1 protein-coding gene is annotated in these 375 nt (G+C 64.8%); it reads right to left on the reverse strand.

The window, feature by feature from the left end; genetic code table 11:
- The coding region (locus HX773_RS25415; protein WP_176973809.1) for an ABC transporter permease at nt 1-375 on the reverse strand (375 nt) is incomplete at both ends.

The raw sequence follows: 375 nt of genomic DNA on the forward strand, positions 1-375 counted from the left end.
ACTGCTGCCCGGATAGATGTCGATGGTGTTGCTGCCGATGGCCTGGATGTCCTTGAGCACATAACGCTTGGCGCCCTCGCCGATGGCCGAGATCGACACCACCGAGGTGATTCCTATGACGATGCCGAGCATGGTCAACAGGGTGCGCATGCGGTGGGAGATCAGCGCCACCCAGGCCATGTTGAAGGCCTCCTTGAACAAGCCCAGGCTGGCCACCAGCCGGCGCGCACCACGGGACGCCAGGCTGGCCGGCTCGACCTGCGACGGCGCGCCCACCGCCCGTTCGTTGGCGCGATCACTGACGATCTCGCCATCGCGCACTTCGATGATCCGCTCGGCATTGGCGGCCACCTTGGCATCGTGGGTGACGATGAT

The sequence above is a fragment of the Pantoea sp. B9002 genome, from assembly GCF_013385945.1.
Taxonomy (GTDB): Bacteria; Pseudomonadota; Gammaproteobacteria; order Enterobacterales; family Enterobacteriaceae; genus Pantoea.